General features: G+C 71.4%; 26 protein-coding genes. 15 read left to right on the plus strand and 11 right to left on the minus strand.

Translation table 11 applies throughout. The features are described 5' to 3' along the window. Position 1 precedes the first annotated feature (1 nt). The 3 genes from AB0I15_RS15950 (at position 2) to AB0I15_RS15960 (ending at position 3,393) form a co-directional block, all read left to right on the plus strand. Entirely contained in the window at positions 2-172 is a 171-nt protein-coding gene (locus AB0I15_RS15950; RefSeq protein WP_358095265.1) for a hypothetical protein, read from the plus strand. 3 nt (positions 173-175) lie between these two features. Continuing rightward, positions 176-2,416, plus strand: a complete 2,241-nt coding sequence (locus AB0I15_RS15955) for an HtaA domain-containing protein (RefSeq protein ID WP_358095267.1) — start codon at positions 176-178, stop codon at positions 2,414-2,416. Positions 2,417-2,478: 62 nt separating this feature from the next. Beyond that, positions 2,479-3,393 carry an AraC family transcriptional regulator gene (locus tag AB0I15_RS15960; protein WP_358095269.1) on the plus strand — a complete coding sequence of 305 codons (915 nt, stop codon included), beginning with the start codon at positions 2,479-2,481 and terminating at the stop codon, positions 3,391-3,393. Between the two features lie 59 nt (positions 3,394-3,452). Here the strand turns inward: AB0I15_RS15960 and AB0I15_RS15965 are convergent, their stop codons facing one another. Next, on the minus strand, positions 3,453-5,339 hold the full coding sequence (locus AB0I15_RS15965; RefSeq protein ID WP_358095271.1) for an adenylyl cyclase: 1,887 nt from the start codon (positions 5,337-5,339) through the stop codon (positions 3,453-3,455). 310 nt (positions 5,340-5,649) lie between these two features. Between AB0I15_RS15965 and AB0I15_RS15970 the strand changes: the two genes are divergently transcribed. The 3 genes from AB0I15_RS15970 to AB0I15_RS15980 all read left to right on the plus strand — a co-directional run bounded on the left by AB0I15_RS15970 (position 5,650) and on the right by AB0I15_RS15980 (position 8,223). Beyond that, complete coding sequence (locus AB0I15_RS15970; RefSeq protein WP_358095273.1) at positions 5,650-7,140, plus strand: serine/threonine-protein kinase; 1,491 nt, start codon at positions 5,650-5,652, stop codon at positions 7,138-7,140. Positions 7,141-7,229: 89 nt separating this feature from the next. Then, positions 7,230-7,718, plus strand: a complete 489-nt coding sequence (locus AB0I15_RS15975; RefSeq protein WP_358095275.1) for a GNAT family N-acetyltransferase — start codon at positions 7,230-7,232, stop codon at positions 7,716-7,718. 175 nt (positions 7,719-7,893) lie between these two features. After that, entirely contained in the window at positions 7,894-8,223 is a 330-nt protein-coding gene (locus AB0I15_RS15980) for an STAS domain-containing protein (protein WP_358095276.1), read from the plus strand. An 81-nt stretch (positions 8,224-8,304) separates the two neighbouring features. Here the strand turns inward: AB0I15_RS15980 and AB0I15_RS15985 are convergent, their stop codons facing one another. Together AB0I15_RS15985 and AB0I15_RS15990 are read right to left on the minus strand one after the other, a co-directional pair. Continuing rightward, positions 8,305-8,850: a DUF6328 family protein gene (locus tag AB0I15_RS15985; protein ID WP_358095278.1), complete on the minus strand. Its 546-nt coding sequence runs from the start codon at positions 8,848-8,850 to the stop codon at positions 8,305-8,307. 99 nt (positions 8,851-8,949) lie between these two features. Next, positions 8,950-9,099 (minus strand): GPGG-motif small membrane protein, encoded by a 150-nt coding sequence (locus AB0I15_RS15990; protein ID WP_358095279.1) that lies wholly within the window; start codon positions 9,097-9,099, stop codon positions 8,950-8,952. Positions 9,100-9,284: 185 nt separating this feature from the next. Between AB0I15_RS15990 and AB0I15_RS15995 the strand changes: the two genes are divergently transcribed. From AB0I15_RS15995 to AB0I15_RS16015, 5 genes are all read left to right on the plus strand, one after another. Then, a complete protein-coding gene (locus tag AB0I15_RS15995; protein ID WP_358095281.1) occupies positions 9,285-9,758 on the plus strand; it encodes a hemerythrin domain-containing protein in 474 nt (157 codons plus the stop codon). 88 nt (positions 9,759-9,846) lie between these two features. Further along, entirely contained in the window at positions 9,847-10,197 is a 351-nt protein-coding gene (locus AB0I15_RS16000) for a PRC-barrel domain-containing protein (RefSeq protein ID WP_358095283.1), read from the plus strand. Between the two features lie 261 nt (positions 10,198-10,458). Beyond that, positions 10,459-10,689, plus strand: coding sequence for a hypothetical protein (locus tag AB0I15_RS16005; protein WP_358095285.1), 231 nt, complete (start codon positions 10,459-10,461; stop codon positions 10,687-10,689). Between the two features lie 363 nt (positions 10,690-11,052). Beyond that, positions 11,053-11,295, plus strand: a complete 243-nt coding sequence (locus AB0I15_RS16010; RefSeq protein WP_358095287.1) for a hypothetical protein — start codon at positions 11,053-11,055, stop codon at positions 11,293-11,295. Positions 11,296-11,666: 371 nt separating this feature from the next. Then, complete coding sequence (locus AB0I15_RS16015) at positions 11,667-11,990, plus strand: STAS domain-containing protein (RefSeq protein WP_358095289.1); 324 nt, start codon at positions 11,667-11,669, stop codon at positions 11,988-11,990. Between the two features lie 91 nt (positions 11,991-12,081). Here the strand turns inward: AB0I15_RS16015 and AB0I15_RS16020 are convergent, their stop codons facing one another. The 3 genes from AB0I15_RS16020 to AB0I15_RS16030 all read right to left on the minus strand — a co-directional run bounded on the left by AB0I15_RS16020 (position 12,082) and on the right by AB0I15_RS16030 (position 14,431). Then, the gene (locus tag AB0I15_RS16020) at positions 12,082-13,068 is read right to left on the minus strand and encodes an acyl-CoA desaturase (protein ID WP_358095291.1); all 987 of its coding nucleotides are present in this window, start codon (positions 13,066-13,068) and stop codon (positions 12,082-12,084) included. A gap of 19 nt (positions 13,069-13,087) precedes the next feature. Then, a complete protein-coding gene (locus tag AB0I15_RS16025) occupies positions 13,088-13,450 on the minus strand; it encodes a UBP-type zinc finger domain-containing protein (RefSeq protein ID WP_358095292.1) in 363 nt (120 codons plus the stop codon). A 78-nt stretch (positions 13,451-13,528) separates the two neighbouring features. After that, positions 13,529-14,431 carry a YhjD/YihY/BrkB family envelope integrity protein gene (locus tag AB0I15_RS16030; RefSeq protein ID WP_358095294.1) on the minus strand — a complete coding sequence of 301 codons (903 nt, stop codon included), beginning with the start codon at positions 14,429-14,431 and terminating at the stop codon, positions 13,529-13,531. A 212-nt stretch (positions 14,432-14,643) separates the two neighbouring features. On the opposite strand from AB0I15_RS16030, the gene AB0I15_RS16035 reads away from it, so the two are divergent. Next, on the plus strand, positions 14,644-14,991 hold the full coding sequence (locus AB0I15_RS16035; RefSeq protein WP_358095296.1) for a hypothetical protein: 348 nt from the start codon (positions 14,644-14,646) through the stop codon (positions 14,989-14,991). A 35-nt stretch (positions 14,992-15,026) separates the two neighbouring features. Here AB0I15_RS16035 and AB0I15_RS16040 read toward each other — a convergent pair whose 3' ends face one another. Both AB0I15_RS16040 and AB0I15_RS16045 read right to left on the minus strand, forming a co-directional pair. Then, complete coding sequence (locus AB0I15_RS16040; RefSeq protein ID WP_358095298.1) at positions 15,027-15,971, minus strand: LysR substrate-binding domain-containing protein; 945 nt, start codon at positions 15,969-15,971, stop codon at positions 15,027-15,029. Positions 15,972-16,027: 56 nt separating this feature from the next. Further along, entirely contained in the window at positions 16,028-16,246 is a 219-nt protein-coding gene (locus tag AB0I15_RS16045; RefSeq protein WP_358095300.1) for a hypothetical protein, read from the minus strand. A 175-nt stretch (positions 16,247-16,421) separates the two neighbouring features. On the opposite strand from AB0I15_RS16045, the gene AB0I15_RS16050 reads away from it, so the two are divergent. Then, the gene (locus AB0I15_RS16050) at positions 16,422-16,802 is read left to right on the plus strand and encodes a peroxidase family protein (RefSeq protein WP_358095301.1); all 381 of its coding nucleotides are present in this window, start codon (positions 16,422-16,424) and stop codon (positions 16,800-16,802) included. On the opposite strand, the gene AB0I15_RS16055 is transcribed toward AB0I15_RS16050, so the two are convergent. Further along, complete coding sequence (locus AB0I15_RS16055; RefSeq protein WP_358095303.1) at positions 16,795-16,992, minus strand: hypothetical protein; 198 nt, start codon at positions 16,990-16,992, stop codon at positions 16,795-16,797. The genes AB0I15_RS16050 and AB0I15_RS16055 overlap by 8 nt on opposite strands. A gap of 243 nt (positions 16,993-17,235) precedes the next feature. Here AB0I15_RS16055 and AB0I15_RS16060 point away from each other — a divergent pair, with 243 nt between their 5' ends. Then, positions 17,236-18,930 (plus strand): DEAD/DEAH box helicase, encoded by a 1,695-nt coding sequence (locus tag AB0I15_RS16060; protein WP_358095304.1) that lies wholly within the window; start codon positions 17,236-17,238, stop codon positions 18,928-18,930. Positions 18,931-19,009: 79 nt separating this feature from the next. On the opposite strand, the gene AB0I15_RS16065 is transcribed toward AB0I15_RS16060, so the two are convergent. Both AB0I15_RS16065 and AB0I15_RS16070 read right to left on the minus strand, forming a co-directional pair. Beyond that, entirely contained in the window at positions 19,010-20,158 is a 1,149-nt protein-coding gene (locus AB0I15_RS16065) for a thioester reductase domain-containing protein (protein ID WP_358095305.1), read from the minus strand. Between the two features lie 74 nt (positions 20,159-20,232). Beyond that, positions 20,233-20,739, minus strand: a complete 507-nt coding sequence (locus AB0I15_RS16070) for a carboxymuconolactone decarboxylase family protein (protein WP_358095307.1) — start codon at positions 20,737-20,739, stop codon at positions 20,233-20,235. 153 nt (positions 20,740-20,892) lie between these two features. Between AB0I15_RS16070 and AB0I15_RS16075 the strand changes: the two genes are divergently transcribed. Then, positions 20,893-21,389: sigma factor (locus AB0I15_RS16075; protein WP_358095309.1), on the plus strand; the 497-nt coding region annotated here is incomplete at its 3' end.

Here is a 21,389-nt window from a genome sequence, read left to right on the forward strand (position 1 = left end):
GATGTACGCCTGGCTCTGGCGGCGCCTGCCCGGCGGACGGGCCACCCGGCTGCTGTGCTGCGCCGTCCTGCTGGCGACCGCCGCCGCCCTGCTCTGGTTCGTGATCTTCCCTTGGGCGGAGACCCTGCTTCCCTTCGACGACAGCGTCGTAGGGCCGACACGAGAAGGCTGAACCATGCGTGTACTCCGGGGCATGATCGCCTCGATGCTGGCCGCGGCGACCTTACTGGCCGCCGCTCCGTCGGCGAGCGCCGACACCGTCCCCATCACCGCCGGCACCCTCGACTGGGGCGTCAAGGAGAGATTCCGCGCCTACATCACCGGCCCCATCGCCCACGGCACCATCACCGTCGGCGACGGCGCCATCGACAACGGCGACGGCACCTTCCGCTTCCCCCTGGCCAAGGGCTCCTTCGACGGCGAGCAGCGCACCGCCCTGCTCTCCTACACCGGCCGGGTCCGCTTCACCGGCCACGCGGGCGCCCTCGACCTGATCATCGCCAATCCGCAGGTGGCCATCGGCGCCACCGGCAGCACCCTGTACGCCGACGTCACCAGCCTCCCGCTGGACGGCACCAAGCCGGTCTCGTACCCGGTCGTCGACCTCGCGACCCTGACGCTCGACACCCCCGACGGCAGCGCGTGGACGGACCTGCCCGCCGCCCTGACCGCGGCCGGGGTGCCCGCCTTCGCCGGCTTCTACGGCCAGGGCGAGGCGCTCGACCCGGTCACCGTCGCCTATGACGGCCCCGGCGGCGCTCCGGCGCCCGGCTCGGCCGCGCCGATCCCCGAAGGCGCGGGCGGCGGCGGGCCGGGCGAGCCCGGCGAGGAGTGGACGCCGCCCGGCACCGCGAGGCACACCTCCGAGCCGACCTCCCTCGGGTACGACTCCGGGATCACGAGCGTGGACGTCGACCAGAAGCGCAACCGCGTGTACGCGGCCGGCGGCGGCAGGGTCACCACCCTCCCCGGGGGAACGGCCACCGACATTCCGGGCGCCCAGCACGTACGCGTGGACTCCGCCACCGGCGACGCCTACGTGCTCACCGGACGCACCTGGGGCAAGGAGGGCGACCAGAGCACCGTCGCCCTGTGGCGCGCCGACGGCACCAAGGTCCTCGACCTGAACGCCACGTACGCCCAGGCCCTGACGCTCGATCTCGGCCGCGACCGCGTCTACGTGATCCACTACGAGGCGGGCGCCAACCTCGGCGACGCCAGGCTGTCGCTGATCACGCGCGACGGGGACACCTGGAGGGTCGCGGCCACCGTGAACCGGCCGTACGCGTCGTCGGTGGCCGTCGCGCCGGACGGGACGCCGTACACCGGGGCCGGGGTCAGACCAGGCGTCACCCGCCACGACCCGGCCACCCTGGCGGCCACCACGGTCGTCGAGGACGCCTACCAGCTCCTCGCCTTCGCACCCGACGGCGTCCTCTACGCGGGCAGCCTCTTCGGCAACACCGCCAGGATCACCTCATCGGGCACCGAGATCTTCCGGACGGTCCTCTACCAGACGGCCCTCGGGGTCAACCCGCGCACCGGCGACCTGTACGTGTCCCGCGCCCTCGGCTCCGACGTGCTGGTCTACCGGCACGGCGAACTCGTGGAAGAGGGCATCCCGGGCGGCGTCGCACGGTACGGCATCGCGATCGGCCCCGACGACAGGCTCTACGTTCCGGACAACACCCAGGACCGCCTCACCGTCCTGACCCGCGCTCTGTCACCCACGATCATCCAGGACCCGCGCAGCACCACGGCGGCCCGGGGCGCGGAGGCCACGTTCACCGTGGCGGCCACCGGCGTGCCGGAACCCACGGTCGCCTGGCAGTCCAGGCCCCCGGGCGGCCAGTGGGCCGACGTGCCCGGCGCCGGCACCGGCACCCTGACCGTGCGGGCGGACCAGGACCGGACCCAGTACCGCGCGATCTTCACCAACGCGGCGGGCCGCATCGCCACCAAGGCCGCCCTGCTGACCGTCGGCGGGGGCGCGGCGGCCGCCCAGACCGTCAGCGCGCAGGTCGTCGCGGGCCACTTGACCCTGAGCGTGGCCGGCACCGCGGCCACCCTCTCGGCCGCCCCGGCCGGTCGGTCCGCCTCCGGGTCGCTCAACACCGCCACGGTCGCCGACCAGCGCGGGACCGCGGCGGGGTGGAGCCTGGTCGGCCAGGTCACGGACTTCACCTCGGCGGCGGGCGGCGCCATCGCGGCCTCGGCCCTGGGCTGGACCCCGAGCACGCAGGGCACGGCGGCCCCGGGCCCCGGCGCCACGCTGGGCGAGGCCACCACCCTCTGCTCGGCCGCGACCGGCACCGGGACCGGCACCTCCGCGTGCGCGGCCGGTCTCACCCTGACCGTCCCGGCCGCCACCAGGCCGGGCGCCTACACCGCGACGCTCACCCTGACGCTGTCCTGATCGGTGTCGTGAGGGCGGGCCGCACCCGACCGAACCGGGCATGGATAGTCGGGTGCGGCACCATGGTTGCTTCCTACGGTGGTGAGGCAAGCAAGGAAGGCGGGCGGAACGTGCTGGACGGGCTCAATCAGGCCTTGGACTACATCGAGGGCCATCTCGATCAGCCGATCGAGGGCAGTGAGCTGGCGCGGATCGCGTGCACGTCGGAATACCACTTCCGGCGGCTGTTCTCGGCGCTGGCCGGGATGCCGCTGTCGGAGTACATCCGGCGCCGGCGCCTCACCGTGGCGGGCGCGGAGGTCATCGGCGGTGCCGAACCGCTGCTCGACATCGCGGTCCGCCACGGCTACGGCTCCGGCGAGGCGTTCGCGCGGGCGTTCCGCGCCGTGCACGGGGTGGGACCGGGCGAGGCCCGGCGCACCGGTACGGCGCTGCGCTCCCAGCCCCGCATGTCCTTCCGCCTCATCGTTGAAGGGAACAGCACCATGCGATATCGGATCGTGGAGAAGCAGGCGTTCACGCTGGCGGGGCACAAGGCGCGCGTGCCGCTGGTGCACGAGGGCATGAACCCGGCCATCGTGGCCTTCGTCCGTGGCGTCGGCCAGGAGGCGCTGGACCGCCTCGGGCACCTGTCCGACCAGGAGCCGCGCGGCATCGTCAACGTGAGCGACAATTTGCCGGGCGACCGGGCGGAGGGGTCCGAGCTGGACTACTGGGTCGGCGTGGTGACCGGCGCGGAGCCCCCGGCCGGGCTGGACGCGATCGCCGTCCCGGCCGGCGCGTGGGCGGTGTTCGAGAGCTCCGGGCCGTTCCCGGAGGCGCTGCAGCACCTGTGGCGCGACGTGTTCACCCAGTGGTTCCCGGCCAACCCCTACCGCAGCCGGCCGGGACCGGAGATCTCCTCGACGCGGCTGTCCGCCGACGGGACACAGGCCGACGCCGAGCTGTGGATCCCGGTGGAGCGCGTACCGGCCTGACGCCGGTTTCGGTATACCGCCCGGGCGGGCCGGATGGACTCCGGCCCGCCGGGGCGGCCCTACGGAGCCGGGTAGTCGGTGACGTACACCGGCGCGCCGACCTTGGTCGTGTCGGCCGCGTCGCCCACGCCGTTGACGACATGGTCGATCGTGCCGGCGCTGAGATTGACGGTCATGATGTGGTGCAGCCGGACGCCGGGCCGCCGCGGCACCTCGAAGCCGTTCTCGGTGTGGATCTGCGGGTTGTTCTGGTTGAAGACGTAGACCCCGCCGCCGTAGAGGCGGTGCCGCCGCACATCGTCACCGACCTTGTAACCGGCCCAGCCCTCGACGGCGCCGTTCATCCAGTCGGCCTGGGTGGGCGGGTCGTAGGGCAGCTCGTTCTGGTAGAGGATCGTGGTGCCGTCGTCGCCGTTCCAGACGGTGTTGTACTGCTGGAAGTGCTCGACGAACAGGCCGGTCGCGGTCACGCGGTCGCCGTTGATGACGGCGCCGTTGCGGCCGGTGTTGATGTTCCAGCGCTGGGTGTCGGTGAAGCCCTCGACGCCGTGGTCGGCACGCCACACCCAGGCGTGGTCGATGAGCACGTCGTGGCTGTTGACCTCGAGCGCGACGTCGGTCTTGCCGACGTGCGGCCCGCCGACCCGGAAGTACACGTCGGACAGCGTCGTCGGGTTGTCCGGCGTGCCCCGGCCGCCCCCGTTCTTCTTGCCGACCCGCAGCAGGACCGGCGACTTCTGCGGGCCGGCGTCGATGGTCACGCCCGCGACGACGACGCCGGGCACGCCGGCCACGTCGAGCGGGGTCGAGCCGTTGACGGCGGTCAGCGTGGCGTGCCCGAGGCCGAGGATGACCGTGTTCGGGTGCCTGACCTCGATGCTCCGCGCGATGTCGTACACGCCGGGGGTGAGCAGCAGGTGCCTGCCCCGGGCGAGGTGGTCGTTGATGACCTGCACCGGATCCGACGGCTTGGCGATGAAGAAGTCGGTGATCGGCAGCGTACGGCCGGGCGTGATGCCGTCGGCCCACGTGATGCCCCGCGTGTTCCTCCTGGCGGCGGGCACGCGGACGCCGTACCGGCCCTGCGTGTCGGCGAACAGGTAGGGCTTCTCCCGGCTGACGGGAGTGGTGTCGAGGGTGGTGTACGGCGGAGCCGGGAAGCCCGTCTCGGCCGGGGCGCCGACGACGCCCGAGAAGACCTGGTTCCACACGCCGTTCGACCAGCCGGCCACCTCGCTGTCGCGGGTGAGCCACTGCTGCTGCGAGCCGTTGGTGACGGAGGGCAGCCTGGAGTCGGCGATGAAGCCGCCGCTGGCGTACTGCGGGCTGGCGGTGCAGTAGTCCATCAGCGACAGGTTGCCGCCGCTGATGTTGAGACGGCGCAGCGACACCGCCTGGGAGACGGCCCAGAAGTTCGCCGAGGCCCGGCAGCCGTCCTGCCCGGCCGCGTTGACGTTGATCGACAGGTTGGACAGGGTGCGCCAGAAGTTGACGAGCGCGAGGCAGTTGCCGGTTCCGCCGTCCGCCAGGCAGCGGTTGTAGACCTCGACCTTGCCGTTGATGACGACGTCGGTGGGTGAGGCGCCCAGGCCGGCGATCTCGGTGTAGTAGCCGACCTTGATCTGGAGGGGCTGTTCGGCGGTGCCGTACGTGCCGGGCTTGAAGAGGTAGGCGTGGCGCGCGGTGCCCATCTCGTCGTCGACCTGGGCGGCGTGGGCCGCGTCCAAGGTCGCCTGGATGGTGCCGACGGGCATGCCGGGATCGAAGACGGTGACGTTCGGCCCGAGATCGGGGGTGCCGACGGGGCGCGTGGCGGCGGTGTCGGCGGCGGCCGTTCCCGCTGACAGGACGGCGGTCGCCAGCGCGAGGCCGAACGTGAACGCCCGGCGGATCCGCCTGGGGCGCCGCCTCGGGTGGCTCTCGTCGCCGGGAGGCTGGGTCGTCATAGGGGTCGTCCTTTCCGCTACGTGCGCAGCGCCTCTGTATGAGAGAGGACATCGGGGGGTGGACGAGGCGGCGAGAGAGCGCTCTCTCGCCCTGTTTCTACCGTGTGAACCGGCCTGTCCACAAGTACGCGCCCGCTCCGGCCACACGGCCCTTCCGGGGCGCGGGAACCGGCCCGCGGAACGCACAAGCGCCGCGTTCGGGCCGATCTTCGCTTACTGTGCAAATCGGGGGGAGCGCTGCGGGACAATGTCCGGGCCGGTGCGCACGAAGGCGCTTCGTGCGGGGGAATCACGGAGGATGACGTCGGGAATGAGCACACAGACCCAGGAACATCTCGGCCCTTACCGGGTGATCGGGAAGATCGGCGAGGGCGGCATGGGGGTCGTCCACCTCGGTCTCGACGGCGCGGGTCGTGAAGTCGCGATCAAGGTGCTGCACCCGCATGTGGCCGCCGACCTCAAGGCGCGCGACCGGCTGTTCCGCGAGGTGGAGACCATGCGACGGGTACGCAGCCCGTACGTGGCCGAGGTGATCGACGCCGAGCTGACGGGCGGGCGGCCGTACGTGGTGACCCGGTTCGCCGCGGGCCGCACGCTGGAGAGCGCCGTGCTGACCGACGGCCCGCTGGCGGCGGCCGAGGTCGTCACGCTCGCCCAGGGGTTGTGCCAGGCGCTGGTGGACGTCCACGCGGCCGGCGTGATCCACCGCGACCTCAAGCCGTCCAACGTGATGCTGGTCGACGGCCGGCCGCTGGTCATCGACTTCGGCATCGCGCACCTGGTGAACGCCTCCCGGCTGACGCAGACCGGGATGTTCGTCGGCACGCCGGGCTACCTGGCCCCCGAGATCATCCGTGACTCGCAGATCACCCAGGCGGCCGACGTGCACGCGCTGGCCTCGACGGTGTTCTTCGCCGCCACGGGGCTGCCGCCGTTCGGGACGGGGACGTTCGAGGCGGTCTGCTTCAACACCATGGAAGGGCGGGCGCAGCTCGACAAGGCGCCGGCGTGGCTGCGGGACTGGCTGACCCGGGCGCTGCAGGTCGATCCGGCCGCCCGGCCCGGCGCGCGCGAACTGCTGCGGATGTCCGGCGCGCTCGACCCGACCGGCCGCGGGAGCGGGGCGCCTGACCGGGCCGGCCGTCCGGGCGGGGGCAAGGGCCTCGCCGACCGTACGCTGACCATGGACATCGTCTCCGACCTGCTCCCGCCGGTCGAGTACGCCCCGAGGCGCCAGGAGGAGCGGCCGCCCCCCTACGTGCCCGCCCCGGCGCCGACCCTCCACACCGACCGCCCGGAGGACCGTCGCCCGCCCGCGCCACCCGCGCAGCCCTTCGACCTCCGGCGGTTCCTGACCGGCAGCGGGTTCGTCGGCGTGCTCGCGCTCGTGACGCTGATGGCGTTCACCGTCATCATGCCGGTCGTCGTGGGGCTGCTGGCGGCGGCGCTCTCGGTGGCGCTGCGTGCCGGCGACTACTTCTTCGGCGAGGACCGGCCGACCCTGTCCAAGGCCGCGCTCGTCACGGTGGGCCACCTGCTGCTGTCGCTGGCGCTCGGCGTCGTCGCCGCGGGCTTCCTGAACATGGCCGGCCGGTTGGGCACGAGCCACGCGGAGTCCTTGGCAGCGGGCGTGTTCACGCTGGGGCTGTTCGTCCTGCCCGGCGCGGGCCCGGTACGCCGCGCCGCCTCGCGTACCCTCCACCGCCTCCTGCCCGGCCACAGCGCGACCGTGGTCACGGTGGCGGTGATGGGCCCGGTCGCGCTGACCTCGGTGATCGTGGCCCTGGTCCAGGGCCAGTAACCGGTGAGGCCGGCACCCGGCCGTCGTGCCCGTCGTGCCGGCGGGAAAGTGGCTGGAACGCGCGCACGCCCGTCCGGCACAATGACCCGATGCTGATCAGGGAAGCCACCGCCCAGGACTGGCCGGCCATCTGGCCCTTCTTCCACAAGATCGTCGCCGCGGGCGAGACCTTCACCTACCCCGTGGACCTCGGCGAGGAGCAGGGCCGGGACTGGTGGCTCCTCCAGGCGCCCAACCGCACCGTCGTCGCCGTCGACCCCGACGGCACGGTCCTGGGCACGGCCAAGATGAACAACAACCAGGCGGGCAACGGCGCCCATGTCGCCAGCGCCAGCTACATGGTCGACCCGGCGCACACGGGACACGGCGTCGGCCGGGCGCTGTGCGAGCACACCCTGGAATGGGCACGCGTGGCGGGCTTCCGGGCCATGCAGTTCAACGCCGTCGTGGAGACGAACACGCACGCGGTGCGGCTGTACCGGTCGCTCGGTTTCGAGATCATCGGAACGGTGCCGGAGGGCTTCCACCACCCGGCCCAGGGGTACGTCGGCCTGCACATCATGCACCGGCCACTGTGACATCGGCCCACCCGGGCGACGTGCGCACGGAAAGTGTCAGGTTACAAGCCGCCCTTTGCCGGTAGAGGAGATGACCGACTCCGCCTGGATCGATGCATCCATCCGGTACGCGTCGTTCACAAGGGGGCTGATCACTTCGATGGATCACCGACAGCCGACATTCTGCGCCGTCAGCATGACCGTCGGCGCGGACGCGCTGATCATCGAGGTTCACGGCGCCCTGGACTTCCACTACGCCTCGCTGCTGAACCGGGAGGTGGACGCCGCGCTGCTGGGGCCGCCCCCGGCCACGATGATCATCGACCTGTCGGCGGCGGGGCACTGCGACTCGTCCGGGCTGGCCGCGCTCGTGCACGCCCTGCGGCGCTGCCGGGCCGCCTCCACCCATCTGGTGCTCACCGGTCTTCAGGCCGATCTGGAGCGCTGGCTGGCGATCACCGGCTTGGCGCGGGTCTTCGACCGCCGCCCGCACATGGCCGACGCCCTGCCGCCGCAGGCCGGGTGACCAGGAGGGCCGGGGAGCGCCTCGGCGAGGCGCACGGCCCGGCCGTGCCGCCAGGGAACGGCGGCACGACGATCGGCGGTGTCAGAGCCGGTTGGGCTCGTGGGCGCCGGCCGCCGGCTCCGACCCGGGGGACGGGTCGCCGGGCGGATCGGCGGGCGGGTCGCCGGCGCGGCTGACCGCCGGTTGCACGAACCACGTCCAGGCCGCCAGAGCGGCCAGCGCTCCCGCGGTGATCCACGCGACCGGGCTGCCGAAGAGGTAGTCGATCACCAGCGCGGTGGCGCTCGTCATGGCGACGGCCAGCGCCAGGGCGCCGGCGATGCCGTAGAAGTTGGACCGCTGGACCAGCGTCTCCTTGTGGCCCTGGCGGAACAGCACCCGGTGCTGGCTGGCGGGGGCGATGTAGCAGATGGCCGCCAGCGCGGCGCTCACCAGCGCCACGTAGTAGAGCCACCGGTCGGCCATGGCCAGGGCGGAGAAGCCCTGGGAGAACGGCACAGTGAGCAGGAAGGCGAACAGCACCTGCACGCCCGTCACCGCGACCCTGGAGCCCTGCAGCAGTTCCATGAAGTTGCGGTCCGCGCGTTCACCGTGTGACTCGGTGCTCACGTCCCGTTCGCGTTCCAAGCTGCCACCTCACAACGTACGAAACAACGTGCGGTCCCTGAGGGTGCGCCACTGCCGGGCCACGTCGGAGGCGCGGCCCGGCAGTGGCTGGTAGCGCGCCTAGACGTTGAAGATGCTCACACCGCCGGGACCGATCAGCAGTCCGACGACGATGAGGACGATGCCCCACAGAATGTCGCGACGGGCCAGCAGCACGTAGATGCCGGCGATGACGAGGACGACGGCGATGATCCAAAGGAGGGTAGCCATGCCGCCACGACTGCCCTCAGTTCCGGACGGGAAACGAACGGGTGCATTCCTGGCCATAACGCTTCGATCTCGTACGCCGCGCGCCGAACCCTCCGGGGAGGGCGTAGACCGCGTGTGAAGGCGTGGCCGCGGGGTACGCGGGGAGACCCGTTCCTCCGAAGAGACAGACCCCCGAGGAGACCCTCATGGACGCCATCGTCCTGCTCAAAGACGACCACAAGACCGTCGAGAGACTGTTCAAGCAGTTCGAGAAGGCCGGGCCCAAGGCCCACAAGGAGAAGCAGAAGATCGTCGGCCGGGTCATCGACGAGCTGACCACCCACACCTTCATCGAGGAGACGATCTTCTATCCGGCGGTCCGCGAGGGCGCGCCCGACACCGACGACCACGTCCTGGAGAGCGTCGAGGAGCACCACGTCGTCGTCTGGATGCTGTCGGAGCTCAAGAAGCTCGACCCCGCCGACGAGCGCTACGACGCCAAGATGACCGTCCTCATGGAGAACGTGCGCCACCACGTCGAGGAAGAGGAGCAGGACTGGTTCCCCAAGGTCCGCGAGGCCATGGGCCGCAACCGGCTGCGCGAACTGGGCGAGCAGATGGCCAAGGCCAAGGCCGACGCCCCGCACGACCCTCTCGACATCCCCAGCGCCGACCAGTAGCCGGCGCCACGGGCGGGCCGCAGGTTTGCCCGCCGGGCACGGGGTAGCGCACTGCAGTCACACCATCAACGACAGGAGCAACCCGCTTATGAGCCAGCCGTGGAGCTATCGCGACGGCGTCAACTCCGACACCAGCCTGAGCCTGATCGGCTTCGACGTCGAAGCGACCGACGGCAAGATCGGGTCGGTCGACGAGGAGAGCAATGCCGTGGGCGACAGTTACCTGGTCGTCGACACGGGTTTCTGGATCTTCGGTAAGAAGGTCGTCCTGCCGGCCAGCACCGTGACCGAGGTCGATCCCCAGAACAAGAAGGTCTTCCTGGCGCGGACGAAGGAAGAGATCAAGAACGCGCCGGAGTTCGACGAGGCGACCTACACCGACCCCGGCTACCGGGAGCAGGTGGGCGACTACTACGGTCGCGACCCGAACCTGCCCTGACCGCAGGCCCGCCTCCGGGCGGGACGCTCAGGACCGATCGCGCAGGGCTCCTCCCGGCACCCGGGAGGGGCCCTGCGCGTGTCCGGTTGTGACCCAGATCTCGCAGAGCGGGACGTCGCAGGTGAGAGATGGCAGGACGCCCGGGGCGCGGGCCTTGTAGCCTGAGCGCGAGGGTGACGGAGTGCCGGCACGCGAGCAGCCTGGACACGGTTTCTGCCAAACAGGTCGCTTTATTCGCCAGCATGGCACATACTGACACAAATGAGGCATACTCGCGCCGCGGCCCGGCCACGCCTGCCAGGAAGTCCCTTCAACGTCCCGGAGGCCCCACCACCCCCAGTCGAGCAGTATGCCGTGCGCGACCAGGTGAGCCACGACAAGTACGGCCTCGGCCGAGTCGTGGTGGTGGAGGAGAACCTCGCCGTTCTCGTCGACTTCGGTGAGGAGACTCGCCGCATCACCGCGCCGTACGCCAAACTCGTCAAGCTGTGATGACGACGGCCGTTCCCCAGTCGTAAGGCAGGCGACGGCCGGCGTGCCACCTGCCTGCGGCCTTGACGAGCCGCCGGCAGCGTGTGACGAGACGGTCGGCTTGCCGCGACGCCACCGAATCTGTCGATCCTGGGTGAAGCCGGAGAGCTCATTCGCGGTCGGCAGTCTTCTCCATGCCGACTTCTGCATGCCGGAACCCCGCCCGCCCGGCGGAATCCGAGGCCGCCTGTCGATGCCGGCGGTCAGGTGAGCATGGCTGCGAGCCGTTCGACGGGCACCCATCCGGAGCCCTCCGGCCTGACATGGGACAATAGGGACAGACCTCGACGTTCCCGCCGCTCCCAGGATTCGGGTGGAGGACAGATGGCCGTTGTGGACGTGTGGATGCACGTACTGTCCGGCGTGGAAGGCAACCAGCAGCGGGTAACGGTTCACCTTTACGGGGGTCAATCCCTCAAAGGCGCCGTCGTCGAACTGGACCGCACGCGCAACACCGTCGTGCTCGACGAATACGCGCAGGGATCCGCCTCGACGCGGCACGAGTCCCCGGTGCACACGATCCTGCTGACCGCGGTTCAGGCCGTCACGGTGCACAAGCAGGAGTAGGCGGCACGTCCCTTCTGCCCGCGCGGCGGATTGTGGAAGGCAAAAGAGCGCCAAGCTTTGGCCTGGACGATTAAATGCCCCTTTATTGGTGAGTTGCGGCAGGTAATCTTATAAGTCCGGGGATATTTCGTGCGTCGACACCGAGGTCGGCGTCGCCCGCGACGACAAAATCGATCAACGAGAAGCAGCCATCGGGCCTGGCAAGCCCCCGTCGCTCACACGATTCCGGTTTCGGTTCGACATTCCCGTGGAATCCCGGTCCGGCGCGTCGCTGTGGGCGAGACCTGGCGAACGTACTCCCTGTGGCGCCGTGGCCGGTCCGCCGGCACGGAAATTCCCTCGCTCCTGCACTTCTCCGATCGGAGAATTCCATGACCGTCATCGACGCATCGCCTTTGGGCGTGGCGGGGCCATCGGAGCCCACCATCGTCCGTCTGGGGGGCGAGATCGACCTCTTCACCAGTGAGGCACTGCGTCAGCAATTGCTGAACACGCTGCACTACAGCACCAGCACGCTCATCCTCGACCTCTCCGAGGTGTCGTTCTGCGACGCGTCCGGGCTGGCGGTGCTGGTGGGCCTGCAGTCCCGCGCCCGCGTTCAGGGCATCTCCGTCGCCCTGGCCGCACCACGCCCGTTCATGTGCCGGCTGCTGCGCATCACCGGCCTGGACCGGCGGCTGCCGCTGGTGCCATGAGCCCGCGTGGCACGTGCTCGACGGTGGCACGTGCGCGGGACGGCGGTCAGCGGCATGGGGCGGTCAGGGGCATGGCGGTCAGGAACGGCGGTCAGGGGGTTGGTGGCGGGGCGTCGGCGCGGCGGCGCTCGAGGCGGTCGGCGTCGGGCCAGCGTACGTCGCTCACCCAGCCCAGCCGTTCGAACAGGCGGATCGTGCCTCCGGACGGGTCGATCTGGCCGCGATCGAGGCCGTGACGGGCGCAGGTGGGGTCACTGTGGTGACCGTTGTGCCAGCTTTCGCCGAAGGACAGCAGGGCCAGGGGCCACAGGTTCGTCGCGCGGTCGTGGCGGCGGGTCTTGAAGGGCCTGCTGCCGATGACGTGGCACAGGGAGTTGACGCTCCAGGTGACGTGCTGGAGCAGGGCGATGCGGATCAGCCCGGCCCACAGGAAGGCGGTCAGGCCGCCGTACAGGGTGCCGGTGATCGCCCAGCCGGCCAGGAACGGCAGCGCCAGTGACAGCGCGCACAGGGCGGGGAAGGCACGGGCGACGCGCGTCATGGCCGGATCGGCCAGCAGGTCCGGGGCGTAGCGGTCCGCGGGCGTCTGGTCGTCGGAGAACAGCCAGCCCAGGTGGGCGTGGGCGAGTCCCCGGAGCTGCCCGCGCAGGCCGGTGCCGTACCGGTAGGGGGAGTGGGGGTCGCCCGGCTGGTCGGTGAACGCGTGATGGCGGCGGTGCACCGCCACCCAGTCGATGACGTTGCCCTGGAACCCCATCGATCCCGCGACCGCCAGGGCCACCCGCAGCCAGGGCCGCGCGGTGAAGGAGCCGTGGGTCAGCAGCCGGTGGAATCCCACGGTGACGCCGAGACCGGTCACCACGTAGAAGAACGCCGCCAGGAGCAGGTCGGTGAGAGCCACTCCCTGCCCCCATGCCAGGAAGATCGTCGCACCGAGGGCGATGAACGGCAGGATCACGATCGCCGCCGTCAGCGCCACCTGGATCGGGCGTCCCGGAGTGTGCTCTCCCGCTTCGGGGAACGGTGAGGTGCCGTCGTAGTCTTTGCGGCGTTTCACCGGTTGTTCGGAAATGGTCATGAAATCTCTTTCGTCTCGCTCAGACATTCCGCCGGTGCACATAGCACCAGCGCCAGGTCGACCCCGGTTCCAGGGACGCGGCGACCGGATGATCGGTCTCCTGGTAGTGAGCCTTGGCGTGGCCGCCCTGCGAATCGCCGGAACAGCTCACCCAGCCGCAGCTCAGGCACATCAGCAACCGCGTCCAGGCGCGGTCGGCGGCCAGGCATGGCAGGCATTCACGTCTCCCGGGTTCCACGAGGGGGAGCACGTCGACATGATCGCAGCGCGGCACCTGACCGTTCAGTCCGGCACGCGCTGCCGCCTTCGTTCCCTCCGCGTCCAGGGACATCGCGACCGCCTCACATGACAGCGGTGCACGATGCGCCTGCTGCTCGCCCACCAGTCAATGCGCTCGGCGGTACGACGGAAACGGCCAATGCCAGCAAGGCCCATCACCAATCGCGATGAGCAGGCAGGCTCAGGGGGCGCGCTGGGCCGCCAGGTCGGTGACGTCCCCGGCCGTGCTGGTCGCGGCCAGGGCGGTGGCGAACAGGATGAGCTGGTTGACGACCTTGAGGAACAGGAGCATCCCGGCGGCGCCCGCGACGACCTGGTACGCGGGGTTGGTCGCCGTGAGGTTGACGTAGGCCTGGCCCAGGGTCTTGAGGATCTCCAGGCCGACGGCGATGACGAGCGCGGGACTGATGACGCGGCGCGCCGACAGCCGCAACCGGGGCGGCGCGGTCAGCAGCGCCATGGCCAGCAGCGTGTTGATGCCGAAGCCGAGCAGGAACGCGGCGGCGGTGAGCACCCATTGGGCGGGAAGGGCGTCCACGCCCACGGTGAGGGCGGTGAGCCAGGTCAGCAGCCGCTCGGCGGCGAAGGCGAGGGCGAGCGAGATGCCGAGCAGGAGCCCGAGGCCGGCCACCACGGCCAGGTCGATGAGCTGGCGCAGGAAGAAGTTGCCCGGATATTCCTCCAGCCGCCAGATCGCCCTGCTGGCCGATCGCAGGGTGTCCATCCAGAACAGGCCGGTCAGCGGCAGGGCGACGAGGGCGACCACGCCGGCGGTGCCCGTGGCGTCACGTAACGCCTGCACGTCGAGGCGCGGGAAGTTCTCGCTCAGGTACTGCTGCACCGTGGCCAGGGCGGTCGGGTCGTCGAGGATCCAGGCCAGGATCGCGAAGGCCAGCAGCGCCAGGGCGAAGGTGGCGAAGAAGGCGTAGTAGGTGAGCGCGGCCGATAACCGCCCGGCGTCGGCGTGGTCGTAGCGCACCACGGCGCGTACCAGGTGGTCGAGCCGGGCATGACGGTCACGGGCTCGCCGCCAGCCCGCTCCCAGCGCCATGGCCGCCCGCCGGATCGGCCCGGTGGCGCTCATGATGGCAGGCCCCTTTCGCGGCGTTCGCCCGTGCCGGGGACGGGAGGACGTCGTCGCATCGGTTCGTGACAGTTCACCGTATCGTCTCGCGCCGCCCGACCCGCGCGCGTCCAGGGCAGTGTCAGGCGCGCCGGTAGCATGAGTTCTCAGGCCGAAGACCGTCCCTCCGAGGTTCGGAGGGCATCGGCCACAATCGGAGAGCGAGACGCAACATGAGTAGTGCTCGCAACACCCCAGATCTCGCCGCCGCCGAGGCGTCCGCCCAGCCGGAGGCGCCCGACGAACGGGCGGTGCACGCGGCCAACGCGCAGTGGCTCAAGGACAACCCGGACGCGATGCCACAGGTGGGGGCCGGTCGCTGGGCCGTGTACGACCGTTCCGGCCACCTGCGCGGCCACCTCGTGGGCGACGGGCCGACCCGCGACACCCGATTCAGGGCCACCGCCGTGCCGGATGAGAAGGCGCCTTCCGGCCCCGAGCCGAGCGGCCACGGCATCACCCTGCACGACGCCGGTGCCCACCTCCTCGACACGGGCGACGACGGCCCCGGAGATGACTGACCTTTCACCCTGAGCGACCGCGGACCCGGCATGGCTCAGGAGGGCAGGTCGTCGACGGCCGGGTCTCTTCGCTCCGGCCGCGCGGGCTCCAGCCAGCCGAGCTGCCGGGCGAGCCGTCTGGCGCTGTTGATGACGGCGGAGACGTGCGGGGAAGGGCTGGACTCGCGCCACAGCAGCGACCACGGATAGTGGGCGGCCGGTTCGGACAGAGGACGCCAGGTGGTGCCGGGCGGGTTGGAGGAGCGGAAGGAGGACGGCAGGCAGGAGACGCAGCGGCGCCGGAGCACGAGGTCCGCGGCGGCGCGCGTGCTCTCCACGGTCCCCTCGTAGGGCGTGGGCGTGAACCCGGCCGAGCGGCACAGCTCGCTGACGAACGTGTTGAGCTCAGGCGTCTGGCCTTCCTCGCCGAACAGGAGCAGCTCGTCGGCGAGCGCGACGACGGGCACGGTCTCCAGGCCGGCGAGATGATGCTCGTCGGGCAGCAGGACGCCGAGCGGATCGAGCCGGATCAGCTCCGATGCCACGCCGGGAACGGGCTGGGCCGCCCAGCCGATCCCGATGTCGAGCCGCCCGTCCGCCAGTTGCCGGTACTGCTCCGGGGTGCCCGCCTCGACCTGGTTGATCGTGAGGCCGGGATGGTGCCGCTGGACCTCGCGCAGGATCTGCGGCATGGAGTCGTAGCCCGCGTCGACGATGCCGGCCCGCAGCGGAGGTGTCGGCGTCGCCGCGTCACGGGCGGCCCGCGTGGCCCGGCCCACGTGGTCGAGGATCAGGCGGGCCTCGGTCAGGAAGGCGGCGCCCGCCGGGGTGAGGGCGACGTGGTGGGTGCTGCGTTCCAGCAGTTGCACGCCCAGCTCGCGTTCGAGCCGCTGGATCTGCTGGCTCAGCGCGGACTGCACGATGTGCTCGCGAGCCGCCGCCCGGCCGAAGTGCAGCTCCTCGGCCAGGGTGACGAAATAGCGCAGCTGGCGTAGGTCCATGCCTGCCACCCTTCCCCGCCGGGCGGCGTGTCACTTTCACTCTAAGTTGCCGCGGGTCACCGGTACGAGTCCCGGGCCGATCGGGCGGAGGTCGTCCTGGCGCAGCAGCGCGCCAGCGCCGACGCGGTGACCTGGAGCCCCAGCTCGGCCCCCGGGCAGCGGCCCGGCCCGCCGGCGAACGGGACGATCCACCAGTCCGCCTGCGCCGTCCCGTCCAGCCAGGCTTCGCGGGTGAAGGCGTCGGCGTAGTCGATCTGCGGACTTCGGTGGTGCACGGCGCCGAAGACGCCGCGCCCCTGGCGCGCGTGTCGAGTGCGGCCAGCAGGCGCATGCGCGCGGGGTTGCCGACGACGGCGCCGCGCAGGAACGCGGGAAGCGTGTAGACCAGGCAGAACTCCAGGCACAACCTGCACGACACCCACGGGGGCGGGCGGCGAACGGCCCCTGCGGGTGCGCCGGACCTGGTCCCACCCCACCGGCCACACCGTGCCCGGAGCGCCGCCGACGTTCGAGAACACGGTCACGCACTGGTGGGACGGCGGCGACCTGGAAAGCGTGGACACCAGCGTCGGGCTGCTCGCCGGGGCCGAACCGGCGGGTTTCGCGCTGTCGGACAGCGCCTTCCGGATCTTCGTGCTCATGGCGTCCCGCCGGCTCAAGAGCGACCCGTTCTTCACCGATCTGCACACGGCCGAGATCTACAGCCCGGAAGGGCTGGACTGGATCGACCGTACCGGGATGACCGAGGTCCTGCGGCGCCATCATCCCGAGCTCGCCCCGGCCCTCAGCGGGGTGCGCAACGCCTTCGCGCCCTGGCGGGAGTTCAGCTGAGCCCGCCGTCCCCGAGCCGGCCCGTGGCGGTCGCGAGGGGGGCAGAGGTGCGGTTACTTTCTCCGCTCAGTATGATCAGGGTGGCGAAGTCTCCGGCGACCTGCCGGTCGTGGTCGTGACAGGCCTCGAAGTCCTCCCTGCTTTCTGCCGCCGCCGCTCCCCGCCGGGGCGATTCCAGCGTCGTGCTCATCGCGACGGGGTCTGCCGCCCGAAGGGTGATTCGAGACGTTCCCAGGCTGTCCGCCTGGGTAGAGCTGCGGTATTGCGCACGGTGGGACGGTGTTCTGAGCCGTGCTCGGCGGGGTGGCGTCAGTGCCCTGACGCGGCCCTGACGCTCCCGCCCGTCAGGGGATGGGGTGCGTCACCGCCCTTCTGGAGGACGACCAGGTGTCAGGAGTGTCGAAAAGCTGTGGAAGTACGTAAGGAGTCGGCGATGACCATGAACGCGACCAGCGGTGAGGCCACCTTCGCCGACCTGGGGCTCCGCCCCGAGCTCCTGGACGTGCTGTCCGCCCTGGGCTACGAGGAGCCCACGCCGATCCAGGCCGAGGCGATCCCGCCGCTGGTGGAGGGGCGTGACCTGCTCGGGCAGGCGGCGACGGGCACGGGGAAGACCGCGGCGTTCGCGCTGCCCGTGCTGCAGCGCACACCGCCCTCCACCGACGGCTCCGGGCCCGTGACGCTGGTGCTCGTGCCCACGCGCGAGCTGGCCGTCCAGGTCTCCGAGGCGTTCCACCGTTACGGCCGCACCCTCGGCACCCGCGTCCTGCCGATCTACGGCGGCGCGCCCATCGGCCGGCAGTTGCAGGCGCTCAAGCGCGGGGTCGACGTCGTGGTCGCGACGCCGGGCCGCGCCCTCGACCACATCGGCCGGGGGACGCTCGACCTGGCCGGGCTGCGTACCGTCGTGCTGGACGAGGCGGACGAGATGCTCGACATGGGCTTCGCCGACGACATCGAGGAGATCCTCGCGGCGACCCCCGAGGATCGCCAGACCGTGCTGTTCTCCGCGACGCTCCCGCCGCGCATCGACGGGATCGCCCGCCGTCACCTGCGCGACCCGGTCCGGATCGAGATGGGGCGCGCGGCGGCCGAGGGGCGCGAGGCGACGCCGCTGGTGGAGCAGATCGCCTACCTGGTCGCCAGGGCGCACAAGCCGGCGGCGCTCGGCCGCCTGCTCGACATCGAGGCGCCGACGGCCGCGATCATCTTCTGCCGCACCCGTGAAGAGGTCGACCAGCTCACCGAGGCCATGAACGGCCGCGGCTACCGCGCCGAGGCGCTGCACGGAGGCATGGAGCAGGAGCAGCGCGACCGGGTGATGGCGCGGCTGCGGGCCGGGACCGCCGACCTGCTCGTCGCCACCGACGTGGCGGCGCGCGGGCTCGACATCGAGCAGCTCACCCACGTCGTCAACTACAACGTCCCGTCCGCGCCCGAGGCTTACGTGCACCGCATCGGCAGGGTGGGCCGCGCCGGTCGCGAGGGGGTGGCCATGACCTTGGTGGAGCCCCGCGAGCACCGCATGCTCAAGTCGATCGAGCGGGTGACCAAGCAGCGCATCCGGGTCGAGCGCCTGCCCACCGTCGCCGACCTGCGGGCGCGCCGGATGGAGCTGACCCGTGCCGCGCTGGAGGAATGCCTGCTCCAGGAGGACCTCGAGTCCTACCACGTCGTGGTCGAGTCGCTCACCGACGAGTTCGACCTCATGGAGGTGGCGCTCGCCGCGGTCAAGCTGGCGCACGAGTCCAGCGGGGCCGCGCTGGACGAGCAGGAGATCCCCGAGGTGGCCCCGCGGGCCCTGGACAACCGGCGCGGGCAGCGCGACTCCGCCCCGCAGGGCGACCGGCGCGGGCGCGGGCCGGCCGGCGGCATGGCCCGCCTCTTCTTCAACCTGGGCCGCAGCGCCGGCATCCGGCCGCAGGACCTGGTCGGCGCGATAGCCGGCGAGTCCAGCCTGAGCGGGCGCGACATCGGCGCGATCGAGATCGCCGACCGGTTCTCGCTGGTGGAGGTGCCGCAGGCGGCGGTCGACGAGGTGATCGACGCCCTCCGCCACGCCACGATCAAGGGCAGGCGGCCGACCGTCCGCCGCGAGCGCGACACCCACGCCAGGCGACCGCGCTGACGCCGTGCCGGTTCGTCGTAGGTGAACCGTCTGCGCCGGGGGTGGATGGTGACGCGCTCGGCTGCGGCACCGGGTGTTCTCAGCCCCGGAGGTCGATGCTCATCGTCTGGTCGTCCGGATCGGAGGCCGGCAGGAAGCCGGTCGAGCGCAGATGCCGTACGTACAGGGCGAGGAGGGGGCCGTCGACCGGCGGGTAGCGCAGCCCCAGCCGGTCGAGGGCGGTGGTGGTCCGCGGAGCCTGGAAGCGCGGCCTGCCGCCCAGGACGCGTTCGGCGATGAGGGGGAGCAGGCGGACGAGCGGGTCGCAGTAGGGGCGCTCTCCGAGCTGTCGCAGCGTGGCGGCCCACTCGTCCACGGACGTGACGCGTACGGGCCGCCCGGTGCCGCCGAGCGCCGCCGCCACGTCCCCCATGCGGATCGGCCGGGGATGGCAGATGTGCGCGACGGGGCCCGGCCCGCCGGTCGCGGTCGCGAGGGCGAGCACGGCCTCGGCGGCGAAGTCGACCGGGGTGAGGTTCACCGTGGTGTCCGGGAGGACGCCGGTGGTCAGCGCCGAGCGTACGAGCAGCCAGAAGTCGTCGCCGTCGGGCTGGCAGGCGCCGGTACGGCTGTCGCCCGCGACGCGATCGAGCCGCAGGACCCGCACCGGCCGCCCGTCGTCCCGAGCCCGCAGGGCCAGCAGCTCGCCGGCGCGCTTGGTCTGCCCGTAGCCGGACACCGGCTGGAGGGGGCCGACGGGCACGGTGTCCTCGTCGACCGCGCCGTCGGCCGGGCCGAACACCTCCGACGTCGACAGGTAGGCGACGGTGGCCCCGCCCGCCTCCGCCAGCCGCAGGATCTCCCGCGTCCCCACCACGTTGGCGGCCTCCAGCATGCGGCTGGGCTGCAGGAGGTTGACCTGGGCGCCCGCGTGGACGACCGTGCTCACCTGCCGGGCCAGCTCGCCGAAGCGGTCCGTCGTCAGGCCCAGCGCGGGCATGGCCAGGTCGCCGGGCACGGCCACGATCCGGCCCGGGTCGAGCAGGCCCAGGCGGTAGCGGGACTGCGTCGTCTGAAGCCGTCCCGCGACCGCCGCGGCCGTCGCGCCCCGGGCCAGGCAGTGGATCCGGGTGGTGGTGCTCTCCAGGAGCCTGCGGAGAAGATGGGCGCCGATGAAACCTGTCGCTCCGGTGAGCAGGATCCCCTGCCCAGCATGGTCACTCTCGGTCACATTTTGCGACTCGATCATTACTCTAAGTTACCATGCAGGTGCCGGAATCGTGACCGGCTCTGTGCGTACCCAGGGCGCCCGGTGACGCGTCCTTAACTGCTGTAGTTCTTCCCGAGGGGTTTGCCGGGGATCGGCTTGGCGATGAGGGCGACGGGGATGAAGAAGCTGATCTGGGCGATCGCCAGGATGAGCGTCCAGAGGGCCTTCTCGTCGTAGTGGACGGCCGCCTTGGCGTACAGGTCGTCGGGGACGCGTTCCCCGGACGGGTTCGGGGTGAGGACGGCGTCCACGAGCTCCAGGGCGACCCGTTCGGGGCCGGTGAAGTAGGGGGCGTCCCGCCAGGACGACACGGCGGTGATGCGCTCCTCCGATTCCCCGGCCTGGCGCAGGAGTCCGCTCTGCCGGACGATGTGGTACGTGCTGCCGACGAGCTGCCCGGCGCGGAGCTGCACCAGGCCGACGGTGGTCTGCGGGATCGAACCGTTCCGGGTGGCCTTGGTCATGGCCGCGGCGATTCCCCCCAGCTCGGGGAAGAACTGGCCGGGCTCGGGCAGCCGCGACTGGAGATCGTGCTGCTCGGCCGTCGTGGATGTGGACATCGTGAGGTCTCCCTTGTCTGAGCGCCGGATGGTGTCTCAGTAGCCTGACGACGTGACCGCCGGGAATGTGAGGTGGCACGCGGCCTCACAGTCCGGCGCGCTGTCTCGTCGGATCCGGTGAGGGAAGACGCGATCCAGGGAGCCGGCGACACCATGACCACCCCATCCGAGCCAGGGCACGGCGGAGCCGGAGCCGATCCGGGTCTGAGTGCGATCATGGGCGAGCGGCGGCAGCTCATCAATCTGGCCTACCGGCTTCTCGGCTCCCTGGCCGAGGCCGAGGACGTGGTCCAGGAGAGCTACGCCCGCTGGTACGCCATGACCCCGCGGCAGCGGGAGGCCGTCCGGTCGCCCGGCGGCTGGCTGATGACGGTCGCCGGGCGCATCTGCCTCGACCTGCTCGGCTCGGCGCGGGTGCGGCGGGAGCGTTACGTGGGCGAATGGGTGCCGGAGCCGCTGCCCGATCGCGACGAGTGGCCCGGCGGGGGGCCGGGCGTCGACCCGGCTGACCGGGTCACCCTGGACGAGTCGGTCAACATGGCCTTCCTCGTCGTGCTCGAGTCGATGACACCGGCCGAGCGCGTGGCGTTCATCCTGCACGACGTCTTCCGCTACCCCTTCGCCGAAGTCGCCGAGATCGTCGGCCGGAG

This window comes from Nonomuraea sp. NPDC050643, from assembly GCF_040654715.1.
Taxonomy (GTDB): domain Bacteria; phylum Actinomycetota; class Actinomycetes; order Streptosporangiales; family Streptosporangiaceae; genus Nonomuraea.

Bases quoted from the DNA above. Each gene is read 5' to 3' on its own strand.
- AB0I15_RS16070 (WP_358095307.1), bottom strand. From the start codon at position 20,739: ATGTCCACATCCACGACGGCCGAGCAGCACGATCTCCAGTCGCGGCTG.
- AB0I15_RS16005 (WP_358095285.1), top strand. From the start codon at position 10,459: ATGAGGCATACTCGCGCCGCGGCCCGGCCACGCCTGCCAGGAAGTCCC.
- AB0I15_RS16040 (WP_358095298.1), bottom strand. From the start codon at position 15,971: ATGGACCTACGCCAGCTGCGCTATTTCGTCACCCTGGCCGAGGAGCTG.
- AB0I15_RS15975 (WP_358095275.1), top strand. From the start codon at position 7,230: ATGCTGATCAGGGAAGCCACCGCCCAGGACTGGCCGGCCATCTGGCCC.
- AB0I15_RS16055 (WP_358095303.1), bottom strand. From the start codon at position 16,992: ATGAGCACGACGCTGGAATCGCCCCGGCGGGGAGCGGCGGCGGCAGAA.
- AB0I15_RS16030 (WP_358095294.1), bottom strand. From the start codon at position 14,431: ATGAGCGCCACCGGGCCGATCCGGCGGGCGGCCATGGCGCTGGGAGCG.
- AB0I15_RS16060 (WP_358095304.1), top strand. From the start codon at position 17,236: ATGACCATGAACGCGACCAGCGGTGAGGCCACCTTCGCCGACCTGGGG.
- AB0I15_RS15950 (WP_358095265.1), top strand. From the start codon at position 2: ATGTACGCCTGGCTCTGGCGGCGCCTGCCCGGCGGACGGGCCACCCGG.
- AB0I15_RS15955 (WP_358095267.1), top strand. From the start codon at position 176: ATGCGTGTACTCCGGGGCATGATCGCCTCGATGCTGGCCGCGGCGACC.
- AB0I15_RS16015 (WP_358095289.1), top strand. From the start codon at position 11,667: ATGACCGTCATCGACGCATCGCCTTTGGGCGTGGCGGGGCCATCGGAG.
- AB0I15_RS16010 (WP_358095287.1), top strand. From the start codon at position 11,053: ATGGCCGTTGTGGACGTGTGGATGCACGTACTGTCCGGCGTGGAAGGC.
- AB0I15_RS15970 (WP_358095273.1), top strand. From the start codon at position 5,650: ATGAGCACACAGACCCAGGAACATCTCGGCCCTTACCGGGTGATCGGG.
- AB0I15_RS15995 (WP_358095281.1), top strand. From the start codon at position 9,285: ATGGACGCCATCGTCCTGCTCAAAGACGACCACAAGACCGTCGAGAGA.
- AB0I15_RS16065 (WP_358095305.1), bottom strand. From the start codon at position 20,158: ATGATCGAGTCGCAAAATGTGACCGAGAGTGACCATGCTGGGCAGGGG.
- AB0I15_RS16020 (WP_358095291.1), bottom strand. From the start codon at position 13,068: ATGACCATTTCCGAACAACCGGTGAAACGCCGCAAAGACTACGACGGC.
- AB0I15_RS16035 (WP_358095296.1), top strand. From the start codon at position 14,644: ATGAGTAGTGCTCGCAACACCCCAGATCTCGCCGCCGCCGAGGCGTCC.
- AB0I15_RS15990 (WP_358095279.1), bottom strand. From the start codon at position 9,099: ATGGCTACCCTCCTTTGGATCATCGCCGTCGTCCTCGTCATCGCCGGC.
- AB0I15_RS15965 (WP_358095271.1), bottom strand. From the start codon at position 5,339: ATGACGACCCAGCCTCCCGGCGACGAGAGCCACCCGAGGCGGCGCCCC.
- AB0I15_RS16000 (WP_358095283.1), top strand. From the start codon at position 9,847: ATGAGCCAGCCGTGGAGCTATCGCGACGGCGTCAACTCCGACACCAGC.
- AB0I15_RS15960 (WP_358095269.1), top strand. From the start codon at position 2,479: ATGGTTGCTTCCTACGGTGGTGAGGCAAGCAAGGAAGGCGGGCGGAAC.
- AB0I15_RS15980 (WP_358095276.1), top strand. From the start codon at position 7,894: ATGACCGTCGGCGCGGACGCGCTGATCATCGAGGTTCACGGCGCCCTG.